We start from the raw sequence: 22,862 nt of genomic DNA, 5'->3' as shown, positions 1-22,862 counted from the left end.
TCGTGCCCGGGCAGGTCGGGTTCGTCGGCGTTGCCGACGATCTCGATCAGGGACAGACGCGGGAAGCGCTCGTGCGGCGCGGCCAGTCCGAGCCGGGCCAGGGCCGACGAGCGGCCCGGGCAGGTTCACCGCGAGCGACACGACCTCGATTCCGGCCAGGGGTGCCATAGCTTCCGACCCCCGAGCGAGAGAATACTACCGTACAGTACACAATTCATTCGAATACTCGACACCGATCGAGAGGTAGTCGAGCGTCCAATACCGGGTCATACCCGGCCGATCCCGCCTAGAATGACGAATATTGATGTAGAAACTGTCGAATAATCGACACGATGCGAGCGGAGTGCGCATGATTCTCGATCGGTTCCGGATCGATGGGCAAGTCGCGATCGTCACCGGCGCCGGCCGTGGCCTGGGAGCGGCCACCGCGGTCGCCTTCGCGCAAGCCGGAGCGGACGTCGTCATCGCGGCCCGCACCGAGAGCCAGCTCGAGTCCGTGGCCGAGCAGATCGTGGCCGCCGGACGCAAAGCGCACGTGGTGGCCGCGGATCTCAGCGATCTCGACGCCACCGCCGCCCTGGCGGCAACCGCCGTCGAACAGTTCGGCCGGCTCGACATCGTGGTCAACAATGTCGGCGGCGCGATGCCGTGCCCGCTGCTGGACACCACCCCCGAGGCCCTGATCGAGGCGTTCAGCTTCAACGTCGGTACCGCCCATGCCCTCACCCGGGCCGCGGTACCTCGCATGCTCGACACCGCCGGCGGCGGGTCGATCGTGAACATCACCTCCGCGATGGGCCGGCTCCCCGGCCGCGCCTTCGCCGCCTACGGCACCGCCAAGGCCGCGCTGGCCCACTACACGAAACTCGCCGCGGTGGACCTGAACCCGAAGATCCGGGTGAACGCCATCGCCCCCGGCTCGATGCTCACCTCTGCGCTGCAGATCGTGGCCGGCAACGAGGCCATCCGCACCGAGATCGAGACCAAGACCCCGCTGCACCGGATCGGCGAGCCCGAGGACATCGCCGCCGCCGCACTGTATCTGGTGTCCCCCGCCGGAAAGTACCTCACCGGCAAGGTGATCGAGCCCGACGGCGGCCTGATCATCCCGAACCTCGACCTCCCGATCCCGGACCTGTGACGGCAAAGTACAGGTTGCCGCCCCGATAGGTCCGAACGGAGCCGCCCCCACCGGAAACGGTTGGGGGCGGTTTCTTTTCGGCTACCCGCGCCAGTGCGGGAAGGACCGCGCCAGCACTTCCGCCCGCCGGCCGATCACCGCGTGCCGGGCGGCGACATCGCCGCGATCGACGTGCGCCGCCTGCCCGGTGACCTGCCCCGGCCATTTGCGGTAGAACAGCCCGATCTCGGCGGAGAAGTACCCGTCGGCCACCGCATCCGCCGCCAGCAGCAGCCCGGTGTCCTCGGAGGCGGGCAGACCCATCCAACCGCCCAGCGCCAGAAGGAGATCCGTCCGGATACAGAGCGTCGCGGGATGCACCGGCGCCCGCCCGTGCGCCCGCCAGTGCGCGAGCACCGCACCCCGCGCCAGCACGCCTTCCGGCGGATCGTGGTCGAACCCCCGCGTCGACCCGTCCGGCAGCACATCCAGCGCCCGCGAAGTGGTCCACCCGATGTCGTTGTCCGCCAACACCGCGATATCGCGTGCCAACACCCCCGCGGCCAGCCGATCGTCACTGTCGAGCACCTTCACCAGCTCCCCCGACACCCGCCCCAACGCCGAAGTCCGCGCCACCCCCGCCCCACCGTGCCGCCCCACCCCGAACCGCACCCGCTCATCCCCCGGCAACACCGCCCCGATCCCCGCCTGATCGAGCCCGTCCCCCTGCACGACCCACTCCCATCCCCACCCCGCGGGCAACTCCTGCGCCGCGATCGACTCGTAAGCAGCCACAAGATATTCCGGAACACCCCGATAGACCGGCGTGACAACGGATACAAGGTGCGTCACCCCACCCACTGTTCCAGAGCCACAACAGAATCGGCGAGCCAAAGTCCCGTCCAGCACCCGAGACGACTCGGCTATGAGGAAGATGGGCTACCCCTGGCGTCACCCAATGCGTCGAGCGTCGTAGTTCGATGTGCGGTCAGAGCCAGTAAGGTCGACGGCCGTAAATCTATGTGTGCCGATGTGACCGAGGGCAGTGGCCGGCCGTATGTTTGGTGGACCGGCCACTGCTTAGTCCTACAGAGGGGCGGGGAGTTGGGCGCTGATGCTACTCAGCAACTGCCCGATAACCGGGACCGAGTTCGCGCTTCCGGTACCGCCGGTCGGTGCAGTTGTGACTGTAACGTCGATCGGGCCCAGGATGGCATTCGGGCCGCCGATTTGCATCACAGTCGCAGTGATGTGGTGAGCACCGGTCGTTGTCGGAATCCATTGGAAGGTGGCGACATTGTTGACCGGCACGATGCCGGGAGCGTTGCCGTTATTCGGGGGGATGTAACCCACGTTGTTGTCGTAGATCCATACGTTGAGAACGTTGGACACTCCCGCTGTATTGACGGTGAGCGTGTAGGCCGTGTTCACGTAGTGACTGTCGCCGGCCAGCGTCACGCCGTCATAAGCGACATCCGCGCCCGCACTCGGTGCTACGAGCACAGCGGCGGCCGCGGCGGCTCCGAATCCGGTTATCCCCATACCCGCCCGACGGATTCGAGTGTTCTTCATTGAGTTGTTCCCCTGTTCGATCTCATTGGCGCCGTTGAGGTTTGGCGCCGACCGCTCAGATTACTGACCCGATGATCGCTCACCGGTCGATCGGTTGATCTCGAGATGTGAGTACGGTCACCGTGCGGATCGCGCCCCTGTGCGCCCTGACTGGTCCGTTGTCGGCAAGCCCCAGAGGCGAGTCCAGCAAAGTAGTTTGATGTTCTGCCGTGACTACCTCGAGCCCCTCTCGATGGCGAGCGGCAGAGCCTCGTCCGGTCCAGCCCATGTCGCTCGATCGGGACCGGACCACGGCCAGGCCCCACGAACGAGATCGGCGGAATCCGATAGGCAAGTGGTGAGAGAGGAAGGCGGGTACGCCTCCCGTGGGAGCAGTTGCGACAACTCATAACAGTCAGACCCAGTGAGGCCGGACAACGAGAAGACCCCCTGCTGGAAAATTCCAGTTCAGGGGGCCTTCCACTGTGCGCCCGAAGGGATTCGAACCCCTAACCTTCTGATCCGTAGTCAGATGCTCTATCCGTTGAGCTACGGGCGCATGGCTATTCATTTGTGTACCCAGTTACCTGGGCATGGCGGAGGCGAGAGGATTTGAACCTCCGGTCCCTGTGAGGGGACAACTCATTAGCAGTGAGTCCCATTCGGCCGCTCTGGCACGCCTCCTGGAGCCTTCTCAACGAGGGCCCGGTCCTTTCGAACCGCCGGGACATCACAGTACACAAGAGTCCGGCAAAGACGCAAAACGGCTGGTCAACGGGCGGATCAGCGGAGGTGGCTGTCGAACCATTCGAAGATTCGGGTCTGGGCGTCTACGGCGGTGACATCGTCGTCGGGGCCGAGGATGTCGAAGGCGGGTCGGTCGGGGCGGTGGTGCAGGCCGGGGTAGGTGACCAGGAGGGTGGCGACCGAGGCGTGGGCGGCGGCCTCGCGCAGTTCCTCGACTTCGGCGGCGGGGGTGTCGGGGTCGTCGGCGCCGAAGAGGGCGAGCCAGGGGGCGCGCAGGCGGGGGGCGACCGCGGCGAGCGCCTCGGCGTCGGGGGCGACCGGGGTGGCGATGCCGCGCGGGGCGACGCTCACCACGGCGCCGATCGGGCTGTCGGTGGCGGCGAGGACGGCGGCGGTGCCGGCGGTGTCGAAGCCGAGTAGGCCGATGCAGTCACCGAATACGCCGCGGCCGCGCAGCCAGTCGAAGCAGCCGGCGACGTCGGCGAACAGTTCGGCGCCGAAAACCGGTCCCGTGCCTCGGGAGCGGTAGAACAGGTCGGGCGCGACCACGATCCAGCCCTCCGCCGCGAGGCTGTTCATGAATTCGGTGAGCACGTCGGTGAAGTCCCGGGACTCGTGCAGGACGATGATGCCGCCGCGCGCGGTGCGGCTGGGTTCGATCACGGTGATCGGTACTTGCTCTGTCCCTGGCGGAGCGTCCACATCCCCCGGCGTTCCAGTGCGCAGCAAAGCTGCGGCTCGATAGCTGCCCGACATGGAGTAATGGTAGTGCGACCCCCGAACGGGTGAAGGAATTCGTTTTCAGAACGAGATGTAGTGGACTTTTTACGGCGTCACCTCCGCTTCGGGCGGGCGCCGCACGAACACATATGGTGGTGTGGTGACAGCTCGTATCCGTCCGGACCTCTCCGCGATCCCCGCCTACGTCGCCGGCCGCAGCCAGCCGGACCTGGTCAAGCTCGCCAGCAACGAGACGACCTTCGGGCCGCTGCCCAGCGTCGTCAAGGCCATCGCCGAACAGACCGAGCTGATCAACCGCTATCCCGACAACGCCAACACCGAACTGCGCGCCGCGATCGCCGCCTACGTCGGCGTGACCCCCGACCGGGTCGCCGTCGGCTGCGGCAGCGTGGCACTGTGCCAGGAGCTGGTGCTGATCACCTGCGACAACCCGGCCGACGAGGTGGTGTTCGCCTGGCGCTCGTTCGAGGCGTATCCGATCGTCACCCGGGTCGGTAACGCCACCGCGGTTCAGGTCCCCTTGACGGCCGACCACACCCACGACCTGACGGCCATGGCCGCCGCGATCACCGAGCACACGAAACTGATTTTCGTCTGCAACCCGAACAACCCGACCGGCACGCTGGTCGGCGAGGCGGAGCTGACCGCGTTCCTCGACGCCGTGCCCGAACACATCCTGATCGTGTTGGACGAGGCCTACTTCGAGTATGTCCGGCGCGAGGACCGCACCAACGGTGTCGAATTGGGCCGTGGACGGCCGAATGTGGTTGTGCTGCGCACATTCTCGAAGGCGTACGGCCTGGCCGGGCTGCGGGTCGGCTACGCGGTCGGCGAGCCGGAGATCATCACCGCGCTGTTGAAGGTGCACGTGCCGTTCAGCGTGAACCGGCTCGCGCAGGCCGCCGCCGTCGCCTCCCTGGAAGTCGAGAGCGAACTGCTGGAGCGCACCGATCACGTTGTGGCCGAACGCGACCGGATGGCGGCGGCGCTGCGCGCGGCCGGCTACGAGGTGTCCGCCAGCGAAGCCAACTTCGTCTGGCTGCCGCTGGGCGCGGCGAGCGCCGCCTTCGGCGAAGCCAGTGCGGCGGCCGGCGTCCTGGTACGGCCCTACGGCACCGACGGGGTGCGCGTCACCGCGGGTACGGCGGCCGAGAACGACCTGTTCCTGGCCTTCGCCAGCGCGCCCGAGACCGTCGCCACCTTCCTGAGCTGAGCAGCCGAGGTCACCTCATGGGCCGAATGTCCGTTTCATTGTCGATGGTTTGATCCCGGCGCTATAATTTTGGGCACGCTTTTCCGGTCACCCAGGTGGGTCAGCGCCTGCAACGCGGCAGCACCCGACCACCTCGTGGCAGTACGAAACGACTGATAGTTCCGGGTTGAGCCGATCGCACCCCGACCGGTTCTCCGGCTCACGTGAAGCCGTGGCTGCAGCGGCGGCGGCGCAACAGTGAATCGCGATTCGAGGACGAAGACCGACACGGTCACGTATGGCGTGAAACAACCCATCGGGCAATGCCGTTCGGCTCACGAACGCCGGCACGGCACAGTTCTCCCGATCTCGAATCAAGCAGCCGAGTGTGACGGCTACTGCGTATTTTCCGGTGCGTCGCAGAAATTCGCCCTGGCCAGCCTGTCGGGTCGGCGTTAGCGGATGCCCACAGCTGGATCGAGATCGACCGAAGGATTCAACATGTCTTCCAAGATTGCGAAAACCGTTGCGGCGAGCGTAATGACACTGTCCCTGAGCGCCCTCGTGGCCCCGATCGCCGCCGCCGACCCGGCCGTCCCCGCATCGGTGTCCCCGAGCACGACGTCCACCGCCGCGAACGTGGACGGCTCGTTCGGCTCAGCCACCTGGTGCTTCCCGCTGGGCAGCGTCGTCTGGTGCATCTGAGCCAGGACGGCAGGCCCGTAGGTCTGCCCTGAACGCCATCCGGTGTTACCCCACCCCACCCCATCGGTGGTGGCGGATGTCCCCTGCTGGATCTATCGATCGAAGGATGGAAAATGGCTACCAAAGTTGCGAAAACTGTTGCGGCAAGCGTGATGGCACTCTCTGTAGGCGCACTTCTAGCGCCCACTGCCTCGGCTGACCCGATCAGCTCCCCGACCCCGTCTGCGACAGACATCGGCGGCGGCGGATCGTTCGGATCAGTCGCCATATGCTTCCCGCTGGGCAGTGTCGTCTTCTGCATCTGAGATGCGTCGGCAGGCCCGCGACCCCCGCGGGCCTGCCCACATCGGCCATCCGGTTTCACCCCCACCCCGCCACACCGCTACGCTGGTAGCGCCTCGACGAGGCGAGGTGGGTTGCCCGAGCGGCCTAAGGGAACGGTCTTGAAAACCGTCGTGGTTCACGCCACCGTGGGTTCAAATCCCACACCCACCGCAGGTCAGGCGGCCATTCGCTGAGAACAGATGCCGTGTAGATCGAGCGTGAGCATGGCCGTCTTGTGCCCGAGCTCCGCTGAAACACCTTGATGTTCGCGCCGGCGCTGATCGCCGGCGCGGCGGCTGTGTGCCGGAGGCTGCGCGGCACGTTCGCACGGGCGATGCTGCGGCCGTTCAGGTTCGGCGTGAGATGACCATGATGTATTCGCAGGGGTTGTCGGTCCGGTTGGCGAAGCCGTGGTCGATGTCGGCCTGGAAGAACACCGAGTCACCGGTGTCCAGGGTCTGGGTGATCCCGCCGAGCAAGACCGTGAGGGTGCCTTCGAGTACCACAAGTTGTTTCTCCGTACCCGGCGGATATGCGGGCAGCAGTCCGATGGAGACTTGGGCGGGCAGATAGTGAACGACTAGCTCGCCGGTTCCCGCGCCCGGCGCAGCCGACACCATGTGCCGTTCGAAACCGGTTTCCGGATCGCGGAAGATCGGGCGCTCGTTTTTGCGCATGACCACGGCCGCCCCGGACGCGGCGGTCGGCCCGCCGATCAGGTCCGAGAGCGAGACGTCGAGCGCGTGGGCGATCTTGGATGCGACTCCGATCGTCGGGCTCTTCTCGCCGCGTTCGACCTTGGACAGCATGGCCCGGCTGACCGACGACTGGATGGACAGCTGCTCGAGCGTCAGTTTCGCTTCCTCACGGCGTCGCCGCACGTTAGCGCCGAACGCGCCGGCCGGGTCGTCACCGTGGTGTGGTTCGTTTGCGTCTTGCTCGACCACCGCGCTCCTCGATCGATGGAGATCTCACCGCGCACAGTCTAGCTTTCTCCTAAAGAAGATGTAATCTTCTATCGAAGACAGCTGTGTAGACGCTCGACCTGATGGAGGTTTCCATGCGTTTGATCTCGAGTAGCCGGTACCATGCGACGTTCGAATTCGGCGATCTGCAGGTGATTTCGTTGCGAGACGGGTACATCGACATGCCGCCGACACGGCTCCGCGACGAGGACGGATGTTCGATCGAGGAGCTGCCCGCCACCGTGCCGCTGATCGGCGGCAACTTGCGGCTGGCAGTCAACGCCTTCTTCGTCACCGACGGCACGCGATCGCTTCTCATCGACACCGGCGCATCCGACAACTGGCACGACCCCACCATGGGATTGATCTACGACGCGCTCGACGAAGCAGGCATCGACCGTGCGCGCATCACCGATGTGGCCATCACCCACAACCATGAAGACCATGTGAGCGGCCTGATCGCGCCGGACGGCTCGGAGGCGTTCCCGAAACTCGAGCGCGTGTGGATCGGCGCGGGCGACACCTCGGTGTTCACCGGGCGGCTCGAGCCGGTCCGCGATCGAGTCGTCCCCGTGGCGGAGAAGATCGCCGTCAACGACTGGACGATCGCGATCCCGACACCGGGCCACACCCCCGGCCACACCGTCTACGACATCGAAAGCAGCACCGGCCACCTTCTTGTCTGGGGCGACACCGTTCACGTTCCCACGCTCCAATTCGATCAGCCGGAGGTGTCCTGGGAGTTCGACGGCAACCAGTCCCAGGCCCGCGCTGCCCGGGCGGCCCTCCTCGAACGACTCACTCGGCCAAGTCATTTCGTGGCCGGCGCCCACCTCGACTCACCCGGCATCGCACGCGTCGCCCCCTCGGGCGCCGGTTATGCGCTGGAATACCTCGCACCGCCGATCGGCTGATCGAACCTGTCGGCACGTACGCGCCACGTGATACCACCCTCGTGGTTCACGCCACCGTGGGTTCGACTCCCACACCCACCGCGGGGGATACCGTGTTCGTGAGTACACGGAGCAGGCCGGTGTTGCGGGCCCGGAGTTCGCGTAGGTCGGTGGATTCGGCGTAGTCCAGGTCGGCTTGGGCTTGCATGGTGAGGTCCCAGCGGTAGCGGAGTGCGGTCAGGAGGCCGGCGCGGCTGCCGAAGATCTCGGCGTAGCGCGGCTGCCAGGGCAGGATGCCGTCTCGGCGGCGTTCGATCTCGGCTTCCACGTCGCGGACCGTCTGCCACCATTCGTGTGTTGTCGCCCAGCTCATTGCGCTCACCTCTCAGGTTCGATGTCCGGCCTTCACCAGCCAGAATCGGGCCCGTAGGGGTGTGCGCGTAATTGGGGAAATCACTTACTCCGGGTGGACGCGGCCGCGTACCAGGCCGCGACCTCGGCGCGGGCGCGCGCATCGAGTTTGCCCATGATGTGGCGGACGTGGACCTCGGCGGTCTTCTCGGAAATGCCGAGTGCACGGGCGATCTGGCGATTGGTGCGGCCGAGCGCGACCAGTTCCGCGACCTGGTTCTCGCGCGGAGTCAGGGTCTGCTCCGGTGTGGATTCGGCGGTCTCTCCGGCCAGCTCGCCGATGGCCTTCCCGACGAATCCGCGCAGGTCCGTCCGGGCCGCGTCGGCGCCGGTCCGCCGGTGGGCGTCGAAGGCGCCCGCACCGAGCACGGTGGCGGCCTTGGCGCGCGGTTCCAGCGCCCACCACGCGCCGAACGGGAGCAGCGAGATCCCGGTGTCCTCGCGAACCGCCTCGGACGCACCGAGCAGTTCGGCGGACCGGGGTGCCCGCGAGCCGCTCAGCGCCAGGTAGGCGGCGACCGCCAGGCCGTTGGCCAGCCCGGCCATGCCGTGTAGATCCGCGAACACCTCCAGACAGGTGCGCGCGTGCGCCGCGCCTTCGGCGAGCCGGTCGCCGTGCCACGCCGTCACGGCCAGACCGAGCGAGACCCAGCCGATTCCCTCCCGGTCCCCGCATTCCAGCAGGACCGGTTCGGCGGCCTCGGCGGCGGCGCGCGCGGCCGGGAAGTCCTGGCGGCCGAGCGCCGCCACCACCTGCAGCAGGTACGCCCAGCCCTCGGCGAGCCGTCCGCCGGGCTGCCCGGCGGCGATGGCCGCCCGGGCACAGTGCAGCGATTCCCGGATGTGGTCCGCGGCGCCGGTGAGGTCACCGGCCATCATCGCGGTCAAGCCGCGGTACCGCAGGGCGTGCGCCCGCAGCGGGTGATCCGACAGTTCGCCGAACATGGCGGCCGCCCGGTCGAGCGCGTCCCGCGCGGGTGGCACATCGGTTTGGATGATCGCGAGAATCCCGGTGGCGAGCAGGGCCCGCGCGGTCAGGAACGGGCCGGCCGTACCGGGCATGGCCGCCACCCTGGCCAGCCACTGCCGTCCCTCGCGATAGTGCCCGTGCGTACCCCAGAAATGCGGAATCGCACCGGCGATCGCGGTCGCGGTGACCACATCACCGTGTTCGACCGACCAGGTCAGCGCGGCACGAATATTCGGATGCGTCGCTTCCAGCCGGGTCAGCCACACGAGTTCGGCCGGACCGTGGAACGCCGCGCGCGCGGACTCGGCCACCCGGCGAAAATGCGCGGCGTGGGCAGCCGAGATCCGGTCGCCGTCCGGGCGCTCGCGCAGCCGCGCCTGCCCGTAACCGCGCAGGGTCTCCAGCAGCCGGTAGCAGTTCGGCGGGTTGTCCGGATCGAAGACGACCAGCGACTTGTCGATCAAACCCGCCAGCAGATCATCGGTTTCGCCCGCGCACACCGCGCGAATGTCGTCGATCGCGAAACTGCCCGCGAACACCGCCAGGTTCTCGAACAACTCGCGTTCGGCGGGAGTCAGCAGGTGGTAGCTCCAGTCGACCGCGGCGGCGAGGGTCCGATGATGCGGCAAACCGACGCGGCTGCCCTGCGTGAGCAGCGCGAACTGGTCGTCCAGACGCGCCGCGACCTGCTCGACACCGAGCGAACCGGCCCGCGCGGCCGCCAGCTCGATCGCGAGCGGCAGCCCGTCGAGGCGCCGGCAGATCTGCCCGATACTGCGCGCGTTGGCCGCCGTCAGCCGCAACCGGGGTTGCAGCGCGCTCGCCCGCGCGAGGAACAAGCGTGCGCTGTCCGCACGCGCGACGACGGCGGGATCGTCGGAATCGGGCACGCTCAGCCCGCGCACGTGGTGCACGGCCTCGCCGGTGATTCCGAGGCGTTCCCGGCTGGTGGCGACGATCCGCAGCCCGCCACACCGGGCCAGCAGCTCGGCCGTCACCGCCGCCGTCGCGGCGATCAGATGCTCGCAATTATCCAGCAGGACAAGGGCATTCGCCGGACCCAGGCGGGCGGCGAGGCCGTCGGCGGCGGGCCGTTCGAAGTGCTCGGGCACCCCGACGGCCGCCGCGATCGCCCGCGGGATCAGATCCGGATCGGTCACCGCGGCCAGTTCGACGAGCCAGCACGCGCCCGCGAATTCCGCACCGCATTCGCGGGCCAACTCCAGCCCGAGACGGCTCTTGCCCGCACCGCCCGCGCCGGTCAGGGTGACGATCCGGTGCGTTCGCAGGGTGGCGCGCAATTCCGCGAGGTCGGGTTCACGGCCGATGCAGGTGGTGACGGGTTGCGGGAGGCCGGCCGGGAGCGGACGGTCGGGGCCGGCGGCCGCGATCGAGGTGTCGAGCCACGGGGCTTCCGCCCGAGCATCCACACATCGATGGTCCACCACATCGGCCCGGCCGGCCAGATCTTCGCGCCGACCCGGCCGGTTGCGCAGCCCTCGGCGTCGATGATGCCGCAGCCCGTGCGGCACGACCGGTCAGCTACCACCGCGAATCCGGGTAATGTCCGTTCCGGTCGGACAGACTGCCGAGGCGTACGCGACCGAGGGGGTGGGACCGCATCGACTTCATGCCATGGGGCCCCGCTGTGGGGAGGTAGGCAGCCCGGCTCGCCTACTCGTACCACCCCCTGTCGCCGCCTGACGGATCTCCCACGCGCCACCGAGGTACCGATCCGATAGGCCGTCCAGGTCATGTTCAGCACGCCCGTCGCGTCGGCAGCGATACCGGCGCTCCCGAGGTGACCGTCTGCACCCCGGCCGGCGTGTCGACCGTGACCGGTTCGCCGGAGGTCAGCGTCAGCGTCGTTTCCGCCGGCTCGATGTCGACGGTCAGCGTGGCGGTGCCGACGGACAGGCCGCGGATTGTGAGACCGTCCGGAAAACCGTTGGGCAGCATCGGATCCAGGCGTGGAATCGGGTCGGTCCAGCGCAGGCCGGTAGGGGCGTAGAGCAGGCCCTGCAGGAAGCCGGCCGCCCCGGTGACGAAGATCCAGGCCGACTGGCCGAGGGCATTGGCGCCGGAGCGATCGCCGCGGGCCTCGGACTGGAAGTCGAAAGGCGGCCGGACATAGGGCTGCACGGAACGGTCGAGGTAGTCCTGGGTACGGCACGGGTCGTATGCGGCCGACAGGATCGCGCCGACGGCATTGCTCATATTCGGGCCGTCGGGATCGGTGCGGTCGAAGTAGTAGTGCAGGGTCGCGGACGGCGAATAGCCCGGCCCGGAATAGGCGAAGGGGTAGCTCAGCAGGGCGGTGTCCGCCTGCTTGATCGGGGCGCCCGAGTAGCCGAGGTACTCGGCCGGCACACCGGGAGCGATATCGGGCGGCATCGCCATGTTCGCGCCGATATCGGCCCAGCGCGGATCGACGGGCAGCCCGGTCAGTTGGGCGGCCGCGGCGGCGATCCGCATGGTGTTCACCACGCCGCCGTTGGTCAGGGCGTTGTCGATCGAGAACGGCACGTATTCGTCGGCGCCGGCCGAGGGCAGGTAATGGTATTTGCCGTCGGGCATTTTCGGGCCGACCCGGGCGGTGAGGTAGTCGGCGATCGCGGTGATCACCGGGGCGCCGCTGGTCCGGAGCCATTCCCGATCGCCGGTCGCGACGTAGTACTGCCACTGGGCCAGCGCGATCTCGTTGTGCAGATGTTCCTCCATGAGCCCGCAGCCCGCCGGCGAGGCGCACCGCTGCGCGGGGCCGTCGTCCCACGGATACAAGGCGCCCGGCAGGCCGTACCCGCGGGCATTGGCCCGCGCGGTCGGCAGTGCGGCGCCGCGGAAGTCGACGATGGTGCGCGCCAGCTCGGGGTACAGCGCCAGCAGGGTCGGGAAGATCCATGTGTCGGCGTCCCAGAACGTCATTCCGGCGTAGTCGTCGGACGACAGTCCCGTCGGCTGCACCGACCAGTGTTCACCGGCGCGTACGCTCGCCAGCACCGAATACAGTGCGGCCCGGATCCATCGGTTGTAGTCGTCGCGGCCGGGAACGTCGATTCCCTTCTGCCACAGCGTGTTCCACTCAGCGATATGCCGACTGCGATCCGCGTCGAAACCCGCTGCGCGACCGGACTCGGCGGCCGACGTCGCCGCGGCGAGCGGGTCGGCGGCGTAGTCGGTGGACGAGATCCCCACGTACTTGGTGAAGGTGTAGCTACGGTCGGCGGTAACCGTTGTGCGGTAATCGATTCCGCTGCCGTCCGGCCAGGCCTGCGGCGTACTCCGCTGGGGCGCATCGATAGTCGAGACCACGAATGCGGTGTCCGCGGTACCGTCCGCCCGCACCCCGGCCACGACACGGTGGTTCACCGGGTCGGCGAAGGTGGTTACCGGAGTGACTCGCCGCTCGGCCGCGGCATCCAGCCGGTCCGTGACGACCAGATCCCCGGAGTAGCTCGGGGTGACGGTCAAGCGCTGCACCGCGAGATCGGGCGTTGCGCGGGAGACGAACGTCTCGAAGCACAGTCGCACTGCCACACCGGGTTCCGGCGCCCAGGTAGCACGTGTGGTCACCGCCGCCGTCCGGTAGTCCAGCGTCTGCCGGTAGTCACCGATCGTCGCCGGATCCACCTCCGGGGTGTACCGATCGGCTCCGACGCCGATGTCGAACCCGGACCAGCCGGGCAACGCCGCGATCACCTGCGTATAGGCCGGTGAGGGGGCGGCCTGCGCGTAGAAGCCCGCCAGATAGGTACCCGTGTAGCGGGATTGCTCCAGCGGGAACGCGGTTCGCACCGCGTCGCCGTAATCGTGATACCCGCCGCCGCTGGGCGGGAGCATCGTCCCGATCCGCCCATTCCCGAGATATGGTGCGGCACGGAAATCGTCCGGCGCGAAGCTGTCCGACACAGCCGACCATCCGGCGTCCGGCTCGGCGGCGGCGATCCCCGGCACGAACGCGCCGGGCGCGGACGCCACGATCAGGATCACCGCGATCAGGAACCGACGGAAACCGGCACCCTGCAAGACCTTTGGATCTGCGCGGTGTGCACCGACTCGAACCGGGGGTTCCCGGCGGGACGTCCGGGCATCGGCGCGGGGGAAGTTCTCGTGCATAACGGATCTCCGGGTCGCGGGTGACGGATCGGTCGAGCGCAAGTCCCGATCATGTCAGCTGGCGCGCGAATCCGGCATCGGAAGCGCCGGAGAGAAATGCCGGAAATCGCCGACGGCGATTTCCGCCCGGATTGCCATGTTGATCCTTTCGATCACCGACTCCGGAATAATTCCGACTGCCCTTTCCCGGCCCGGATGCCGGGCGTACCGGCGCCCTAATCTATTGCTCGACAATCGATTACGCTGACCTCAGAGCTACCTGGGACTTTCCTTACCGCCCCGGATCGGACCGGAATATCCCCCGTATACTCGAGCTGAATGCATTGAGGTATCCGGCTCGACGAAGACCTTCAGCACTCGCGGTCTCTTTTCCCGGTGCTGCTGATCGGATCCATAATCTGGAGGGCTCGTGCTCGTACTGTGCGCAATCATGTCCAGGCGGCCGAGATGAAGGGGGGAAAGGAAGGACCGGCGCGCGCCGGAAACGAATTCTCGCGGGGCACGTTCCTGCGCAGCCTGATCGGAGCCACCGTCGCCGGTGCCGGATTCGCCGCATTGTCCCGTTCCGGCGAACCCGCAGTGGCCCAAGCCCAATCGATGTCGGGACTACCCGGATCCACGAGCATCAAAACCGATTGGAACGACCTGCGGAGCCGGATCGCCGGTCGCGTCCTGCTCGGCGGCGATCCCGGTTTCCCGGCCGCCAAGCAGATCTTCAACACTCGGTTCGACGACCGGACGCCGCTCGCGGTGGTCCAGGTCGCAACCGTCGAAGATGTCCGCACCGCAATATGTTTCGCCGCGCAGCACGGCATCGTGGTGGCGGCCCGTTCCGGCGGCCATTCCTACGCGGGGGTCTCGTCGGCGGACGACGTGATGATCATCGACGTGCGCGGGCTGCGCGGCGTGAGCTACGGCGGCGGGCAGGCGGTCGTGGCGCCGGGACACACCCTCTACGAGGTGTACCAGGAGCTCGACCGGTACGGGCAGTCCATCCCCACCGGCATGTGCCCCGACGTCGGCATCGCGGGACTCACCCTCGGCGGCGGCCTCGGCTTCGAATCCCGCCGCTACGGCGTCACCTGTGACCGGCTGACGGCGGCCACCATGGTGCTGCCCGACGGCACCGTCACCGACGTGTCGGCCACCTCGCGGCCCGACCTGTTCTGGGCGATCCGTGGCGGCGGCCCGCTGTTCGGCATCGTCACCTCGTTCACCTTCGACACGATCCCGGCCACGCCGAAAGACCTGGTGCGGTTGACCTTTCCCGGCGACCGCGCCGGCGAAGTGATCGCCGGCTGGACGCAATGGCTGCAGACCGCCGACCGCGCCCAATGGGCCGACATCAGCATCGACGCCGACGGCAACGGTGCCCTGGACTGCTGGATGCAACTGGTGTGCCCGGCGCTGACCGGCGGCCCGGCCGCGGCGGCGCTGGCGAGCGCGATCGGGATGGTGCCGCTGTCGGTCGAGATCGATACCCTCGGCCACATCGACGCCGTCCGGTACCTGGCCGGCGGCTGCTCGACCCAGCCGCGCGCGAGCTTCACCAACGGCTCCGACGTGGTCGAGGAGCTGACCCCGGACGCCATCGGCCGAATCATCCAGTCGCTCACCACATTCTCCGAAGGCGGTGGTACGGGCTGGGTCCAGATCAACACCCTCGACGGCGCGATCCGCGATACCGCGGCCGAGGACACCGCATTTCCGTGGCGCAACCACGCCGCACTCGTGGAATGGGGTGCGTACCAGCCGATTCCACCCGAGGTCGCGCAGGCCTGGGTGACCTCGTCGCACGAACTCTTCGAATCGGTGTCGGCCGGCGCGTACGCCAACTACCTCGAACCGGGCGACGCATTGGCCCGCTACTACGGCGACAACTACGACCGGCTCACCGAGATCCGCCGCTGCGTCGACCCGGGCAACCGGATCTTCAGCGTGCTGGACGGTTAATTCGTCTCGAGTTCGCTGTGGCGGTTGAGCTCCGTCGACACCCGATCGAAAACCGTTCCGACAGTTTCCAATTGGCCCGTGGACAGCAGGTCCAGGAAGGTGCGGCGGACCGCGGCCACGTGGCCCGGGGCCGCCGCGCGCAGCCGGCGCAGGCCGTCCTGGGTCAGGTGGGCGATGACGCCGCGCCCGTCGTCCTCACAGGCGGTACGGCGCACCAGGCGGGACTGCTCCATGCGGCGGATCTGGTGGGTGAGGCGGCTGCGGGAGCAGACCAGGGCCGCGGCCAGGTCGCTCATCCGCAACGCCACCCCCGGCGCCTCGGACAGCAGAACCAGGATGCGGTACTCGGTGAGCGTAAGTGCGCTGTCGTGCTGAAGCTGGCGGTTCAGCTCCGCCATCAGCCGCTGGTGGCCGTCGAGATACGAGCGCCAGGCTTGCTGCTCACTGGGGTCGAGCCACTGCGGTACCGGCGCCGTACGACCACTCGGTTCGTAGGCCACACCGACATTCTATCGTCGCGACCAGCTACAACGTCAGCCTCCGGCGGGGCACAACCGCGCCAACCCACCGTCCGGGATGTGACAATCGGCGGCATGGACGCAATCACGCTGGACGGATTCGGCGGACCCGAGGTCATGCGCTGGAGCAAGGTGCCCGATCCGGGCGCTCCCGGTCCGGGCGAGGTGCTGATCGAAGTAGCGGCCGCAGGGGTGAATCGCGCGGATTTGTTGCAGCGCCAAGGTTTCTATCCGCCGCCACCGGGTGCCAGCGAGATCCTCGGCCTCGAATGCTCCGGGGTGATCGCCGAGGTCGGCGCTGGTGTGCGCGAGTGGTCGCCCGGCGATCGGGTGTGCGCGCTGCTGTCCGGCGGCGGGTACGCGCAGCGGGTACTGGTCCCGGCCGGGCAGGTGCTGCCGGTACCCGAGAACGTGGATCTGGTCGCGGCGGCGGCATTACCCGAGGTCGCGGCCACCGTCTGGTCGAACGTCGTGATGTACGCGGGGCTGCACGCCGGGCAGCTGCTGCTCGTACACGGCGGGGGCAGCGGAATCGGGACACACGCCGTTCAGGTCGCGGTCCGCCGCGGCGCGCGGGTCGCGGTCACGGCGGGTTCGCAGTACAAGCTGGACCGCTGCGCGGAGCTCGGTGCGAGCATCCTGATCAACTATCGCGAACAGGACTTCGTCGCGGTACTCGGCGAATTCGGCGGCGCCGACGTGGTTCTGGACAATATGGGTGCCGCCTACCTGGATCGCAATATCGAGGCGCTGGCGCCCGACGGCAAACTCTGCGTCATCGGCATGCAGGGTGGGGTGCGTGCCGACCTCAACCTGGGCACGCTCATGGCCAAGCGGGCGACCGTGCACGCGGCCGGACTGCGGGCGCGACCGGCGACCGGTCGCTCGAGTAAGGCCGACATCATCGCCGACCTGCGCCGGCACCTGTGGGAGCAGGTGGCGGACGGACATGTGGTGCCGGTGGTGCACGCCGAGCTGCCGATCACCGACGCGGCCGAGGGACACCGGCTGCTGGACGGTGCGCAGACCGTCGGAAAGGTGCTGTTGGTCGTGCCGCAGGGGTGAACCCAGGCGCACGGCAGTTCGAGGCTCCTGAGCCGGCGCGGCATTCCGAGGCTCGGGATGCCGCCGCTGCGGACGGTCGAGCGTGCGCGGCGCCGGGCTCGGGCCTGCGCGGCTCAGTACTCCAGGTTCGACAGCGCCCGGGCGAGCTGATCGATCTCGTGCCGGGTCGTGTACGGCGCGAGCCCGATGGTGACCGCGCCGCCCTCGTCGTTCACCCCGAGCGCGTCGAGCAGGCGGCTACCGCCGTGCACCCCGCTGACCGTGCCGATGCGGCGATCGGCCAGGCGGGCGGAAACCTTCTCGGCCTGCATGCCGGCGATGGTGAAACTCACCGTCGGGATGCGGGTCGAGGCCTTGCCGATCATGGTCAGGTTGGGGACCTGGTCGAGCACCTGCATCAGGTACTCGAAGAGGTGGTCGTGGTAGTCCTGCAGTGAGGAGATCGAGATCTCCAGGCGCTCCCGGCGGGTGCCGCGGGCGCGCTCGTCGAGGCCGGCCAGGTAGTCGATGGACGTGGTGAGGCCGGCCAGCAGCGCGTACTGGTGGCCGCCGACCTCGAGCCGTTCGGCGCCTTTCGCGTACGGGTTCAACGACATCGACGGGATCCGGTCCAGGAACGCCGGGTCGCGGAACACCAGCGCGCCCACCTGCGGACCACCCCAGGCCGGCGCGGACAGCGCGACCACGTCGGCGTTCAGCTCTTCGATGTCGATCAGGGCGTAGGGTGCCGCGCCGAAGCAGTCGGCGACCAGCAGGCCGCCGACCTCGTGGACCCGGTCGGCCGCCACCCGGACCGCCGGCGCGGAACCGACGAAGGGTGAGGCGGCCGTCAACGCGACCAGTCGCGCGGTGGGACCGATGAGTTCCTCGAACTGCCAGGCGGGCATCTCGCAGGTCTCGATCTCGACCTCGGCCCAGCGCACGTGGGCGCCGTAGCGGTTGGCGATGCGCAGCCAGGGTGCGACGTTGGCCTCGTCGTCCAAGCGGGACAACACGATTCCGGTGCCGAGCCCGAGCCGCGAACTCAGCGACTCGGCCAGCCAGGCCAGCAGCACGGCCCGGTCGGGACCGAGTACCACGCCGGCCGGATCGCCACCGACCAAGTCCGCCACCGCTTCCCGCGCCGACTCGAGGATCGCGGCGCTGCGCTGTGCGGCTGCGTGCCGGTTGGTGTGTGTGAACGCGGAAGTGCGGAAACCGGTGGACACCGCCCGGGATACGGCATCGGGAACCAGCATGCCGACCTGCGGGTCGAGGTGAATCCAGCCGTCGCCCAGGGACGGTATGAGCCCCCGAACCCGCGCGACGTCGTAAGTCATGGCAGTCACTCTAAGCGCAGCGGCCCGGTCGGCGTAACCGTGTTGCCCCAGCCGCACCCGCGACCGCTCGCGCCGCCCGCTCCGGACTCCGCGCAGCGACTCCTCGCGCCATCCACTCGAACACGACATGATGGGAGGCATGACGCACTCGGATCAGGGACCGGATCCCATCCTCGTGATCGGCCCCGGCGGCCAGCCCCTGGTAGGAATGGGCGGCGCGGCGGGCACCGACCCGGCGGACACGGACGCCGACGCCAAGGAGGAGTCGCTCGCCGACATGGTCGAGCAGCCCGCGAAGGTGATGCGGATCGGCACCATGATCAAGCAGTTGCTCGAGGAGGTGCGTGCCGCTCCCCTGGACGACGCCAGCCGCAGCCGGCTCAAGGACATCCACAAGACCTCGGTCCGCGAACTGGAGTCGGGGCTGTCGGAGGAACTGCGCGACGAGCTGGAACGGCTGACCCTGCCGTTCACCGACGACTCCATCCCCACTGACGCCGAACTGCGAATCGCGCAAGCCCAGCTGGTGGGCTGGCTGGAGGGCCTGTTCCACGGCATCCAGACGGCGCTGTTCGCCCAGCAGATGGCGGCCCGGGCGCAGCTGGAACAAATACGCCACGCGCTGCCGCCGGGCGCGCACACCGGGCGTGAGGGCGGCCTGAGCGGCGGCGGGCAGTACCTCTGAACGTCGCCGGACCGCTGCGGGCTGTGACCAGCACCGCTGTCGCGGATGTGACGAGCGCGCTGACCACTGTCGGAGGTAGTTCGTCAATCGGACGCAAAGGTGCCCAACCCGTACCCGCGGGTTCGAGCACCGCTACAGTCGCAGTGTGCCTGCCACTGCCTCCGCCGACGCGCCGACCGAAGCTGTGACCCCGGCCGACGCCCCGGTACCGTTGGTGTCGGATTCCCAGTCGCTGCGGCGCGCGTTCAAGGACTTCCGCGACGGATTCGCCCAGCGTGAGTTGTGGCTGTCCCTCGGCTGGCAGGACATCAAACAGCGCTACCGGCGCTCGACGCTGGGTCCGCTGTGGATCACGATCTCCACCGGCCTGCAGGCCGCGGCGATGGGTCTGCTGTATTCGGCGATCCTGAACCAGGATCTGTGGACCTACCTGCCGTACGTGACCGTGGGCCTGATCGTCTGGAACGTGATCAACGCGGCGATCATCGAGGGCGGCGAGGTGTTCGTCGCCAACGAGGGCCTGATCAAGCAGCTGCCGTCCGCGCTGAGCGTGCACGTCTACCGGCTGGTCTGGCGACAATTCCTGTTCTTCGCCCACAACATGGTGATCTACCTGGTCATGCTGGCATGGGTGTGGAAACACGTGCACTGGACGGTGGTGCTCGCCGTGCCCGGGATCGCGCTGGTGTTCCTCAACGCGCTGTGGGTCACGATCGTGTTCGGCATCCTCAGCACCCGCTATCGCGACTTCGCGCCGCTGCTCGGCAGTTTCGTCATGATGCTGTTCGTGTTGACGCCGGTCATGTGGAGCACCAAGGCGCTGCAGGGCAACGCGTCGGTGAGCGGTCGCGCCCGGCTCGTCGAGATCATCCCGACCTATCACTTCCTGGAGATCGTCCGGGCCCCGCTGCTCGGTGAGCCGATCCACCGCCTGAGCTGGGCCGTGGTGGGGACGATCACCGTCGTCGGCTGGATGATCGCGATCCTGGCGATGAAGAAGTACCGTTCCCGCGTCCCGTACTGGGTGTGAGAGGCGACATGACCGTCAGTATCGATACTCAGGACGCCTGGGTCGAGTTCCCGATCTTCGACGCCAAGTCCCGCTCGCTGAAGAAGGCGTTCCTGGGCAAGGCGGGCGGCTCGATCGGCCGCAACAACTCCGATGTGGTCGTCGTCGAGGCGCTCAAGGAGATCACGCTGTCGCTGCGCGAAGGCGACCGAGTGGGCCTGGTCGGGCACAACGGCGCCGGCAAGTCCACGCTGCTGCGGCTGCTGTCGGGCATCTACGAACCGACGCGCGGCAGCGCCCGGATCCGCGGGCGGGTGGCGCCGGTGTTCGACCTCGGGGTCGGCATGGACCCGGAGATCTCCGGCTACGAGAACATCATCATTCGCGGCCTGTTCCTCGGGCAGACCCGCAAGCAGATGATGGCGAAGGTCGACGAGATCGCCGATTTCACCGAGCTCGGCGAATACCTGAACATGCCGCTGCGCACCTACTCGACGGGTATGCGGGTGCGGCTGGCGATGGGTGTGGTCACCTCGATCGACCCGGAGATCCTGCTGCTGGACGAGGGCATCGGCGCGGTCGACGCGGAATTCATGCGCAAGGCCCGCCACCGCCTGCAGGACCTGGTGGCCCGCTCCGGAATCCTGGTGTTCTGCAGTCACTCCAACGAATTCCTGGCGCAACTGTGCGACACCGCCATCTGGATCGACCACGGTCAGATGCGGATGCGCGGCGAGATCGCGGATGTGGTGCGGGCGTACGAAGGGCCGGAAGCCGGCGACCACGTCGCCCAGATCCAGCGCGAGCTGGAACAGGAACGAAAGTTGGAGCAGAAATCGGCATGAAGCACGACACGTCCGCGAATGCCCGCGTCGTCGCGGTCGTTGTTACCCACCGGCGCCGGGAACTGCTCGCCGAGTCGCTGAAAGTGCTTTGTACCCAGGCACGTCCGATCGATCACTTGATCGTTGTGGACAACGCGAACGAAGCCGAAGTTCGCGAGCTGGTCGAACAGCAGCCGGTGCCGACGACTTACCTGGGGTCGGAGCACAATCTCGGTGGTGCCGGTGGGTTCGCGCTGGGCATGCTGCATGCGCTTTCCCAAGGGGCGGACTGGGTTTGGCTCGCGGACGACGACGGGCGCCCCGAAGGGCCCGAGGTGCTGCGCATGCTGCTGGAATGCGCTGAGCGGCACGGGCTTTCCGAGGTCTCGCCCGTGGTCTGCGACATCGACGAGCCCGATCGGCTGGCGTTTCCGTTGCGCCGCGGTGTGGTGTGGCGGCGGCTGCGCTCCGAACTCGGCGACGACGACTTCCTGCCGGGTATCGCCTCGCTGTTCAACGGTGCGCTGATCGCCGGGCCCGCGATCGACAAGATCGGTGTCCCCGACCTGCGCCTGTTCGTCCGCGGCGACGAGGTGGAGGTCCACCGGCGGCTGGTCCGCTCCGGGCTCCCGTTCGGAACTTGCTTGCAGACCGCCTACCTGCACCCCAACGGGTCCGAGGAGTTCAAGCCCATCCTCGGCGGCCGCATGCACGCCCAGTACCCCGACGACCCGGTCAAGCGCCACTTCACCTATCGCAACCGCGGCTATCTCATGGCCCAGCCGGGCATGCGAAAGCTGTTGCCGCAGGAGTGGGCTCGGTTCGGGTGGTTCTTCCTCGTGCAACAGAAGGACCCGGAGGGGTTGAAGGAGTGGTTGCGACTGCGCCGCCTCGGGCGACGGGAACAGTTCCAGAAACCGGACTGAGCTCGGGTTCGATCCGAATCCTGGAACATTCCCCGGCCCCAACGGCCCGACCCGGGCGTCCACCACATCCACATGCCGTCTACAGCGAAGCCACCGGTCAGTGCCTGGGTGAATCACGATGACCGCGTGAGGGAATGGGAACCGAGGGTCTCGAACGGGTTCGTTCCCGGTTCGGCGATCGGACAACCTGATTCGTAACCGGTCAGAGCCGTGCCGAGCTTCAGGATGGCGTTGAAGTAGTCGGGGCCATCGTCGTCGGCTCCGGATCGTGCGTCCCGCTCCACCGTCGAACGGATCTCCGTCGGGAGGTCTCCCCAGGCCTCCGGACCTTCGTCGGCTATCGGTGCGACTATCCCCCAGACCTTTCGGCCGTCGCGCCACAGGACCACTTCGGCGCCGCCGGCGATGTCCATCTCCCCGACACCGATTACCTCGCAGCCGGCCGACAGGGTCACCAGATCCCATGTCTCTTCTACGGATTCCTCGGCCGATTGGGCCACCAGGAGGTACGAACCGTCGGGGCGTGCTGCGCCGCACAGGGGTGGTTCGGGTTCCTCCGCGCGAGTTCCGGTGGGGTGGACATCGAGCAGCTCCCAGACCTGCTGCGGTGTCTTCCCTTGCACCAGAAGCCGGTTCGAAGTGAATCCCATATCAGTACCCGTCCTGTCGGCAACCGGGCAACGTACCGCAGAAGATCGGCGGGGGCAATGCGGTGGACTCCTCCGGCGTGAGCGCACAATCATCGCGAGAATCCGGCAAGAATTGCTCGCAGAGGCGGAAGACGGTGCGCTCAGGCCGGAGGCGCAGCGAGTCTAGCCGCGCCGCAGG

At 67.9% G+C, this 22,862-nt stretch carries 20 protein-coding genes, 3 tRNA genes and 1 pseudogene; 11 read left to right on the top strand and 13 right to left on the bottom strand.

Features of this window, described 5'->3' with window-relative positions; translation table 11 throughout:
- Positions 1-349 precede the first annotated feature (349 nt).
- Positions 350-1,141, top strand: coding sequence for an SDR family oxidoreductase (locus EBN03_RS07595; protein ID WP_122187184.1), 792 nt, complete (start codon positions 350-352; stop codon positions 1,139-1,141).
- A gap of 81 nt (positions 1,142-1,222) precedes the next feature.
- Here EBN03_RS07595 and EBN03_RS07590 read toward each other — a convergent pair whose 3' ends face one another.
- The 5 genes from EBN03_RS07590 to EBN03_RS07570 all read right to left on the bottom strand — a co-directional run bounded on the left by EBN03_RS07590 (position 1,223) and on the right by EBN03_RS07570 (position 4,174).
- Positions 1,223-1,915, bottom strand: coding sequence for a glycosyltransferase family protein (locus EBN03_RS07590; protein ID WP_199742655.1), 693 nt, complete (start codon positions 1,913-1,915; stop codon positions 1,223-1,225).
- Between the two features lie 291 nt (positions 1,916-2,206).
- Entirely contained in the window at positions 2,207-2,692 is a 486-nt protein-coding gene (locus tag EBN03_RS07585) for a hypothetical protein (RefSeq protein WP_147471487.1), read from the bottom strand.
- A 465-nt stretch (positions 2,693-3,157) separates the two neighbouring features.
- Positions 3,158-3,230, bottom strand: a tRNA-Arg gene (locus EBN03_RS07580).
- A 35-nt stretch (positions 3,231-3,265) separates the two neighbouring features.
- Positions 3,266-3,355: transfer RNA gene (locus tag EBN03_RS07575), tRNA-Ser, on the bottom strand.
- 99 nt (positions 3,356-3,454) lie between these two features.
- Positions 3,455-4,174 (bottom strand): dienelactone hydrolase family protein, encoded by a 720-nt coding sequence (locus tag EBN03_RS07570; RefSeq protein WP_122187181.1) that lies wholly within the window; start codon positions 4,172-4,174, stop codon positions 3,455-3,457.
- A 124-nt stretch (positions 4,175-4,298) separates the two neighbouring features.
- Between EBN03_RS07570 and hisC the strand changes: the two genes are divergently transcribed.
- The 3 genes from hisC to EBN03_RS07550 all read left to right on the top strand — a co-directional run bounded on the left by hisC (position 4,299) and on the right by EBN03_RS07550 (position 6,551).
- A complete protein-coding gene (gene hisC / locus EBN03_RS07565; protein WP_122187375.1) occupies positions 4,299-5,372 on the top strand; it encodes a histidinol-phosphate transaminase in 1,074 nt (357 codons plus the stop codon).
- Positions 5,373-5,852: 480 nt separating this feature from the next.
- Positions 5,853-6,056, top strand: coding sequence for a hypothetical protein (locus tag EBN03_RS33625; protein ID WP_147471486.1), 204 nt, complete (start codon positions 5,853-5,855; stop codon positions 6,054-6,056).
- A gap of 410 nt (positions 6,057-6,466) precedes the next feature.
- Positions 6,467-6,551: transfer RNA gene (locus EBN03_RS07550), tRNA-Ser, on the top strand.
- A gap of 31 nt (positions 6,552-6,582) precedes the next feature.
- Here EBN03_RS07550 and EBN03_RS35780 read toward each other — a convergent pair.
- A pseudogene (locus EBN03_RS35780) lies at positions 6,583-6,701 on the bottom strand (site-specific integrase); the annotation flags it as partial.
- 26 nt (positions 6,702-6,727) lie between these two features.
- The gene (locus tag EBN03_RS07545) at positions 6,728-7,327 is read right to left on the bottom strand and encodes a helix-turn-helix domain-containing protein (RefSeq protein WP_122187178.1); all 600 of its coding nucleotides are present in this window, start codon (positions 7,325-7,327) and stop codon (positions 6,728-6,730) included.
- Positions 7,328-7,587: 260 nt separating this feature from the next.
- On the opposite strand from EBN03_RS07545, the gene EBN03_RS07540 reads away from it, so the two are divergent.
- Positions 7,588-8,259: an MBL fold metallo-hydrolase gene (locus EBN03_RS07540; RefSeq protein ID WP_233608225.1), complete on the top strand. Its 672-nt coding sequence runs from the start codon at positions 7,588-7,590 to the stop codon at positions 8,257-8,259.
- A 46-nt stretch (positions 8,260-8,305) separates the two neighbouring features.
- Here the strand turns inward: EBN03_RS07540 and EBN03_RS07535 are convergent, their stop codons facing one another.
- The 3 genes from EBN03_RS07535 to EBN03_RS07525 all read right to left on the bottom strand — a co-directional run bounded on the left by EBN03_RS07535 (position 8,306) and on the right by EBN03_RS07525 (position 13,645).
- Positions 8,306-8,611: a hypothetical protein gene (locus tag EBN03_RS07535; protein ID WP_122187177.1), complete on the bottom strand. Its 306-nt coding sequence runs from the start codon at positions 8,609-8,611 to the stop codon at positions 8,306-8,308.
- Between the two features lie 80 nt (positions 8,612-8,691).
- Positions 8,692-11,049 carry an ATP-binding protein gene (locus tag EBN03_RS07530; RefSeq protein WP_122187176.1) on the bottom strand — a complete coding sequence of 786 codons (2,358 nt, stop codon included), beginning with the start codon at positions 11,047-11,049 and terminating at the stop codon, positions 8,692-8,694.
- Between the two features lie 328 nt (positions 11,050-11,377).
- The gene (locus EBN03_RS07525; RefSeq protein WP_158675556.1) at positions 11,378-13,645 is read right to left on the bottom strand and encodes a glycoside hydrolase family 65 protein; all 2,268 of its coding nucleotides are present in this window, start codon (positions 13,643-13,645) and stop codon (positions 11,378-11,380) included.
- Positions 13,646-14,182: 537 nt separating this feature from the next.
- On the opposite strand from EBN03_RS07525, the gene EBN03_RS07520 reads away from it, so the two are divergent.
- Entirely contained in the window at positions 14,183-15,688 is a 1,506-nt protein-coding gene (locus EBN03_RS07520) for an FAD-binding oxidoreductase (RefSeq protein ID WP_147471485.1), read from the top strand.
- Here the strand turns inward: EBN03_RS07520 and EBN03_RS07515 are convergent.
- Positions 15,685-16,086, bottom strand: coding sequence for a MarR family winged helix-turn-helix transcriptional regulator (locus EBN03_RS07515; RefSeq protein WP_122187373.1), 402 nt, complete (start codon positions 16,084-16,086; stop codon positions 15,685-15,687). The two genes, EBN03_RS07520 and EBN03_RS07515, sit on opposite strands and share 4 nt — an antisense overlap.
- Before the next feature lie 195 nt (positions 16,087-16,281).
- Here EBN03_RS07515 and EBN03_RS07510 point away from each other — a divergent pair, with 195 nt between their 5' ends.
- Positions 16,282-17,271, top strand: a complete 990-nt coding sequence (locus EBN03_RS07510; RefSeq protein WP_122187173.1) for an NAD(P)H-quinone oxidoreductase — start codon at positions 16,282-16,284, stop codon at positions 17,269-17,271.
- Between the two features lie 113 nt (positions 17,272-17,384).
- Here the strand turns inward: EBN03_RS07510 and EBN03_RS07505 are convergent, their stop codons facing one another.
- Positions 17,385-18,590 carry a cysteine desulfurase-like protein gene (locus tag EBN03_RS07505; protein WP_122187172.1) on the bottom strand — a complete coding sequence of 402 codons (1,206 nt, stop codon included), beginning with the start codon at positions 18,588-18,590 and terminating at the stop codon, positions 17,385-17,387.
- Between the two features lie 139 nt (positions 18,591-18,729).
- On the opposite strand from EBN03_RS07505, the gene EBN03_RS07500 reads away from it, so the two are divergent.
- The 4 genes from EBN03_RS07500 (at position 18,730) to glfT1 (ending at position 22,034) form a co-directional block, all read left to right on the top strand.
- Entirely contained in the window at positions 18,730-19,275 is a 546-nt protein-coding gene (locus EBN03_RS07500) for a bacterial proteasome activator family protein (protein ID WP_199742654.1), read from the top strand.
- Positions 19,276-19,420: 145 nt separating this feature from the next.
- On the top strand, positions 19,421-20,305 hold the full coding sequence (gene wzm, locus EBN03_RS07495) for a galactan export ABC transporter permease subunit Wzm/RfbD (RefSeq protein WP_122187170.1): 885 nt from the start codon (positions 19,421-19,423) through the stop codon (positions 20,303-20,305).
- 8 nt (positions 20,306-20,313) lie between these two features.
- Positions 20,314-21,129 carry a galactan export ABC transporter ATP-binding subunit Wzt/RfbE gene (gene wzt / locus EBN03_RS07490; protein ID WP_122187169.1) on the top strand — a complete coding sequence of 272 codons (816 nt, stop codon included), beginning with the start codon at positions 20,314-20,316 and terminating at the stop codon, positions 21,127-21,129.
- Positions 21,126-22,034: a galactofuranosyltransferase GlfT1 gene (gene glfT1, locus EBN03_RS07485; RefSeq protein ID WP_122187168.1), complete on the top strand. Its 909-nt coding sequence runs from the start codon at positions 21,126-21,128 to the stop codon at positions 22,032-22,034. Before wzt ends, glfT1 begins: the two co-directional genes overlap by 4 nt.
- Before the next feature lie 113 nt (positions 22,035-22,147).
- Here the strand turns inward: glfT1 and EBN03_RS07480 are convergent, their stop codons facing one another.
- Complete coding sequence (locus EBN03_RS07480; protein WP_122187167.1) at positions 22,148-22,684, bottom strand: hypothetical protein; 537 nt, start codon at positions 22,682-22,684, stop codon at positions 22,148-22,150.
- Between the last annotated feature and the right edge of the window lie 178 nt (positions 22,685-22,862).

Source organism: Nocardia stercoris (assembly GCF_003696265.1).
Classification (GTDB): Bacteria; Actinomycetota; Actinomycetes; order Mycobacteriales; family Mycobacteriaceae; genus Nocardia; species Nocardia stercoris.
The sequence above is the reverse complement of the archived record's forward strand: the minus strand, read 5'-3'. Positions and strand labels throughout refer to the sequence as shown.

Coding starts and splice junctions, on each gene's coding strand:
- EBN03_RS07570 (WP_122187181.1), bottom strand. CDS start 4,174: ATGTCGGGCAGCTATCGAGCCGCAGCTTTGCTGCGCACTGGAACGCCG.
- EBN03_RS33625 (WP_147471486.1), top strand. CDS start 5,853: ATGTCTTCCAAGATTGCGAAAACCGTTGCGGCGAGCGTAATGACACTG.
- EBN03_RS07535 (WP_122187177.1), bottom strand. CDS start 8,611: ATGAGCTGGGCGACAACACACGAATGGTGGCAGACGGTCCGCGACGTG.
- EBN03_RS07595 (WP_122187184.1), top strand. CDS start 350: ATGATTCTCGATCGGTTCCGGATCGATGGGCAAGTCGCGATCGTCACC.
- EBN03_RS07505 (WP_122187172.1), bottom strand. CDS start 18,590: ATGACTTACGACGTCGCGCGGGTTCGGGGGCTCATACCGTCCCTGGGC.
- EBN03_RS07480 (WP_122187167.1), bottom strand. CDS start 22,684: ATGGGATTCACTTCGAACCGGCTTCTGGTGCAAGGGAAGACACCGCAG.
- EBN03_RS07500 (WP_199742654.1), top strand. CDS start 18,730: ATGACGCACTCGGATCAGGGACCGGATCCCATCCTCGTGATCGGCCCC.
- glfT1 (WP_122187168.1), top strand. CDS start 21,126: ATGAAGCACGACACGTCCGCGAATGCCCGCGTCGTCGCGGTCGTTGTT.
- EBN03_RS07585 (WP_147471487.1), bottom strand. CDS start 2,692: ATGAAGAACACTCGAATCCGTCGGGCGGGTATGGGGATAACCGGATTC.
- EBN03_RS07520 (WP_147471485.1), top strand. CDS start 14,183: ATGAAGGGGGGAAAGGAAGGACCGGCGCGCGCCGGAAACGAATTCTCG.
- EBN03_RS07515 (WP_122187373.1), bottom strand. CDS start 16,086: ATGGCGGAGCTGAACCGCCAGCTTCAGCACGACAGCGCACTTACGCTC.
- EBN03_RS07510 (WP_122187173.1), top strand. CDS start 16,282: ATGGACGCAATCACGCTGGACGGATTCGGCGGACCCGAGGTCATGCGC.
- wzt (WP_122187169.1), top strand. CDS start 20,314: ATGACCGTCAGTATCGATACTCAGGACGCCTGGGTCGAGTTCCCGATC.